This window comes from Geobacillus sp. (assembly GCF_017515625.1).
GTDB lineage: Bacteria > Bacillota > Bacilli > Bacillales > Anoxybacillaceae > Geobacillus > Geobacillus stearothermophilus.
Window position 1 is genome coordinate 1 of record NZ_JAFWFM010000134.1, and the last position, 3,933, is coordinate 3,933.

The window sequence follows — 3,933 nt, forward strand, 5'->3', positions numbered from 1 at the left end:
CAGGCATGACCTGCGTCGTTGGGTAGTTGTCAACCTGCCCTGATGCAACCCCAAGTCAAGGAAGGAGGACGAAGTCCGCTTGTACTTCTGGGGAGTTGCAAGCCCCCACTTCAAGCGTTAGCTAAGTGGGGGTAGTTGACATAGTCCATACGCATCGGAAACAAACGCCCGCTCGCGCGCACGGTCGATCACCGTCCACATAGCAAGACCGACGATCATCGCCACAATGCCGATGATCACAAGCACAGCCAAGAGCTCGATGAGGGTCATTCCCCTCTTCATGCGAATGAGCATGCTGTCGCCCCCTTTGCCCTCTAGGACGCCGGCATCGTTGCAGCAAAGGGGTTGTCTTTGCCGCTTGGAGGTGGGACATCCAAAATGGAAGGAATGGCTTTCCACTTTTCAAGCTTTGGCGCATAAAACGCTCGCACCGTAACCGAATACGTTAACGGCTGAACATCGTCGTTCGTTGATGTCAACTCAGGGGGGCCCGTGACCGTCAGCCCTTCGATCGCCACGATTCGTTCCGCCTGCTCCAGCACTTCTAAAAACCGTTCAAGCTGATAGTAGGAAGGCGACTGCACAGTCAATTGGGCGGTGACGGACTGGATGCTGCTCGGCGGTGAAGCCGCTTGCGTTCCTTCTCCTCCGTTATTCGTGCCATTGCCGTTCTGCTGCGAAGAAGCGGCCCCTTCATCGGAAAATTGAACGCTCACCAACCGGCTGTCGGCGACGTATTCCGCCTTCTGAAACAAAAGCAGCAACTGATCCGTAAGCGGATGGACAGGAACTTTCTTCTGCAAAGCCGCAACCGTTTCCGCTGTTTTTTCGGGAGAAAGAGAGAGCTTTTGCTTCAAAGCGGCAAGCACCTTTTTCTCGCTCTGCACCGTCTGCTCCATCTGCTCAAGTTGGCTGTAGCGAGGCATGACAAGCCATGCATAGGCGGCTGCGAACAAAAGCATGATGACAAGCGCCATTGCCGCCGCAAGGAGCGGCCATTTGCCAAAGCGGCTCATGATTTTTTTCCCTCCCCATCAGCCTGTTGCAGCTCCAGCTCATATTGCGCCATATATCTTGGCACGACTTGATGATCTTCCGGCTCCCCGCTTGTCTCGCTGTTCGCCGCCACATTGACCAGTTTGACGTTTTTCACCATTCTCACTTTTTCTAATCGATCCAAATAATAGGCCGCCTCTTCCGGCGCATCAAACTGGACGACCATCGTCATCTTTGTCCGATCCGAGTATGTCACATTCATCACGAATCCACGTTCAGGAAGCTGCTTGGTCAATGCCTGCAACAATGGAACGGATTTAAGCGGATAGCGTTCCGCCCATGTCACCGCTTTTGTCAGCTCTTCCCGCTCTTTCTGCTCATCCGCCTGTTTTGTTTTCGCAGCAAGCACGCTTTGCTCGGCACGCACCTGTTTCAACTCGGATTCCAACACAGCTTGACGGTGATCCGCACGCTCGATCAGCCAATACAGCACCAAACCGGCAAGGAGAAGCAACGCCGCTCCAAACAATAAAACGAGACGGATCGACTGCCTCGTTTCTTTTTTTGGCAACAAATTAATTTCAGCGATCATCGTCAGCCCTTCCTTCTTTCAACGCCAATCCCCAAGCAAGATGAAACCGTTCCGGCAACGGATCCAGGGACGCTCTGAGCCGTTCTACAGGCACTTCAAGCCGCTCTGTCAAAGCCGTAAACACATGGCTCAACTCTGGATGATCGCCGGCGAGAAACACGCGTGTGATGGACTGCTTGCCTTGTTGGATGGAAAACGAATAAAAGCTCATGATCCGTTCCATTTCCTTATACACATCGACGAACGGATCGACGATCACCGCCGTCCCCCGGCTTTCAAGCGGCAAATGGCGCATAAACAGCGGCAAATGGCGGTGAAACACACTCAAATTCACCGCTAATTCGTCAAACTGGACAAGCAAAATGTGGTCGTCCGTCTCAGCTTGTCCCGCCGCGTAAAACGGACGATACGCGCAAAGCGGCGATACATCCGCAGCCACCGGGCGCAAATCGACTTCCTCGAAAAGCTCGGCGTATTCCGACACCACCGCTTCCGGCGCCGCAAACAGCAAAATCGACACCGCCTCGTTCGTTCTCTCCATCACCACATAATCAAACACTGGTTCAGCAAACGGAAGAGGGATCGACTCGCCAAGCTCTAAAAACAAATAGCCGCGAATCTCTTCATCGGACAAATGGGCGGGAAGGGGCAACCCGCGGATCATGACGAATGGATCAGGGACAACAAAGCGCACCCGCCGTCCGTCGATTTTCCATTCCTCCACGCATTCATCCAAAATCATCACCAGCGTTTCCCCATCGACGATGCGGCCATCGCGCACCACTCCGGCCGGCAAAGGCCGTTCGCCCCATCGCTTCACGTCAGGTGAATGCCCACGGCTGGCTTCCACATAGCGAATGACATGATCTTTGATCACGAGATTGCCATATTTGGACTTTCCCCACCATAACGCCATTCTCGTTTGCCCCCTTTCTTCCCACACGCTTACAAAAAAAGACCCCTATACATATCGACAAGCTGATCACCAAAAAACAGCGCTGTCAAAGATCCGAGTGCGATCGCCGGGGCAAACGGCATCGGCTTGCCGCGCTGCACGCGTCCTATCAACATACCGACAAGCCCGATCACCGTTCCATACAATGTCGCCAAGAAAAACGCCAGCAACACCATTTTCCAGCCGAGCACAAATCCAAGCACGGCAAACAACTTCACATCACCGCCGCCCATCCCGCCTTTCGACAGGACAGCAATCAAAAGAAGCAAACCGAATCCCACCGCCGCGCCCATCAACATATCGATCCACGGCAAGAACGAGATCACAAGCCTCTCAATCAAAAACAGACCGGCGAACGCAAGAAGCACCCGGTCAGGGATCAGCATATAGCGAAGATCAGACACAACCAAAATGGCCAATAGACTAATAAGCGTCCACGCTACAATCAGCTTTCCTCCCCAGCCGATCCAAATGGCGGCCGCGGTAAACAGAGCGGCAGTCGCAAGTTCCATTACAGGGTAAAGGGGGGAGATGAGCCCCCCGCACCCTTTGCACCGCCCGCGCTGCACGACATAAGACACAACTGGGATCAACTCCCTCGCCGACAGCGTCCGCCCACACGCCGGGCAATGCGACCGCGGCCTGATGATCGACTCCCCGACGGGCACCCGCAGCCCGACGACGTTGAAAAAGGAGGCAAAAACAAGAGAGCAAAGAAACACTAGCCAATAGGCCATCGATGCCATCTAATCCTGCAATTCTAGTTTCACGTCGTCTCTCTTAAGTTCACTGACATCTTTATCATCAATATATTTGAATGTACCGTTCCTATCCACAAGCGTCACTTTATACGTGACCCCGTCAGTGTCCTTAACAATTTTCACAATGCTTTTTTCATCGTTGTATTTATCGGTGGAAACTTTTCCAGGCGACTTCGGGATATTCTCTAAATAGCCCCCGTCATACAGCTCTTTCAATGTATATTGCGTCTTTGTGTTCTTGTCGGCCGCAATGGCTAGCCGCGCTGCGCTCGCAACCTGCTTCGCGTTGGCAATATGGGCGTCTTTTTTCGAGTTGTCCATAATAGCGCCGATTGCCGGAATGGCGATCGCCGCGATAATCCCTAAAATGACAATGACCGCGAGCAGTTCGATGAGCGTCAAGCCGCGCTCGTTTTTGAGAAGACGTTTGAACATGACTTTCCTCTCTTTTATGCTAAAAATCTGCAACATTCGACTCTTACATATTGTATCCTGAATCCGTGACAGAAGTGTATCAAAAATGCTGGGAAACCCAATCGTGTCGAGACTTCGACTCCATTTCGAATGTTCACCTATTAGGTGAAGAACCCCGAGTGCAATATTTTGTTGATTGATCCAGTTTTCTTGGC

Annotated in this window: 5 protein-coding genes and 1 pseudogene; all 6 read right to left on the reverse strand. The window is 52.6% G+C overall.

Annotated elements, in window-relative coordinates:
- Positions 1-141: 141 nt before the first annotated feature.
- Positions 142-294, reverse strand: a pseudogene (locus tag IKE44_RS08300) (type II secretion system protein); the annotation flags it as partial.
- A 20-nt stretch (positions 295-314) separates the two neighbouring features.
- Positions 315-1,016, reverse strand: a complete 702-nt coding sequence (locus IKE44_RS08305; protein WP_287465595.1) for a pilus assembly protein PilO — start codon at positions 1,014-1,016, stop codon at positions 315-317.
- Positions 1,013-1,588, reverse strand: a complete 576-nt coding sequence (locus IKE44_RS08310; RefSeq protein ID WP_063193084.1) for a hypothetical protein — start codon at positions 1,586-1,588, stop codon at positions 1,013-1,015. Before IKE44_RS08310 ends, IKE44_RS08305 begins: the two co-directional genes overlap by 4 nt.
- Entirely contained in the window at positions 1,578-2,504 is a 927-nt protein-coding gene (gene pilM / locus IKE44_RS08315) for a type IV pilus biogenesis protein PilM (protein ID WP_287465598.1), read from the reverse strand. Before pilM ends, IKE44_RS08310 begins: the two co-directional genes overlap by 11 nt.
- Positions 2,505-2,533: 29 nt before the next feature.
- Positions 2,534-3,280 (reverse strand): prepilin peptidase, encoded by a 747-nt coding sequence (locus tag IKE44_RS08320; protein WP_152908475.1) that lies wholly within the window; start codon positions 3,278-3,280, stop codon positions 2,534-2,536.
- 9 nt (positions 3,281-3,289) lie between these two features.
- Complete coding sequence (locus IKE44_RS08325) at positions 3,290-3,739, reverse strand: prepilin-type N-terminal cleavage/methylation domain-containing protein (protein WP_287465602.1); 450 nt, start codon at positions 3,737-3,739, stop codon at positions 3,290-3,292.
- Positions 3,740-3,933 lie beyond the last annotated feature (194 nt).